This window comes from Acinetobacter sp. YH16051 (genome assembly GCF_013417135.1).
Lineage (GTDB): Bacteria > Pseudomonadota > Gammaproteobacteria > Pseudomonadales > Moraxellaceae > Acinetobacter > Acinetobacter towneri.
Map to the genome: position 1 here is coordinate 1 of NZ_VPEN01000150.1, position 1,088 is coordinate 1,088.

Here is a 1,088-nt window from a genome sequence, read left to right on the forward strand (position 1 = left end):
TTGTGAAAAATTGTGGGACAGCAATGGCTTCCTGAGTCGTTTTTTCCTTCCTTACGGTTAGCCAGGACTCCACTTTTTTGATGAGCCAATTTCAGTGCAAGCACATGAAATAATGACTCCTCAAAAAACCGGATGAGGTTTATTAAAACTGAATAAACTTGTGGAACATTGCTTAAATAATAGGCGTGGAACGTGAAAAATCATAAAAAAAGCCCGAACAGGGATGCTCGGGCTATAAACTAGAAACTACAGCGTTGAATTATAAGGATAATTATACAGCATTTCGTATAACGTGTATTATGTTAATTTTAGGAATTCTAAACTTGAGCAGAAATTAATGTGGATTTAAATTTACGAACTTCATCATTCAGTACGTGAAGTTCTGTTGATCTTATTGCATTACCTAAATGCATCATTGCTGCAACTGTTACTTGAGGAGGTTGAGCCAGAATTACTTGTCCATTATTATTTATTAGCGGCCCCGCATATAATATACCAACTAAATGAATTCGACTTTTATCCATATAATAAGTATTAGTTTTTCTGTCTAAATACCCCTTTTTATCATATAAAAAAATTGGTGATCCAGAGGATCCTGGGAAACAAGCCATATCAACCATAAACTCTTGTTTTCCATTATATAGTTTTGCAAGAGAAGAGGCCGTTATTCCCTTACGAATAATAGGTAGATGGTTTACCTCATCAGAAATACCATTAGGACAGCCAATCATTGTTACTTCTTCAATAGCATCAAAATATTGCCAATCATCGGTATTCGGTATTAATGATAAATCTAAAAATTTATAGAATATTGGCATACCTTGATCTATTGCTTGATTTATCAAACCTGCAATAGAGATAGCACATAAATCAATTTTCGTATCAGGATGATAGATAACCTGTTTATCGTTTATCCCAATGCTTAGTTCGACAAAATTTCCTGAAGGTTCTCCTTCATTATTCTTTACATGACAAATGATTTTTATTTGATCACTCTTTTCTATTACATGTTTGTTTGTCACCAGAGCTAGAAAGCAATTTTCTCCATCATTATCGAAGGCTGTGAAGAATCCAGTCCCTGTACTATG

General features: G+C 34.1%; 1 protein-coding gene. It reads right to left on the bottom strand.

The features are described from left to right. Nucleotides 1–317 precede the first annotated feature (317 nt). Nucleotides 318–1,088: serine protease (locus tag FTV41_RS14990; RefSeq protein ID WP_179996789.1), on the bottom strand; the 771-nt coding region annotated here is incomplete at its 5' end.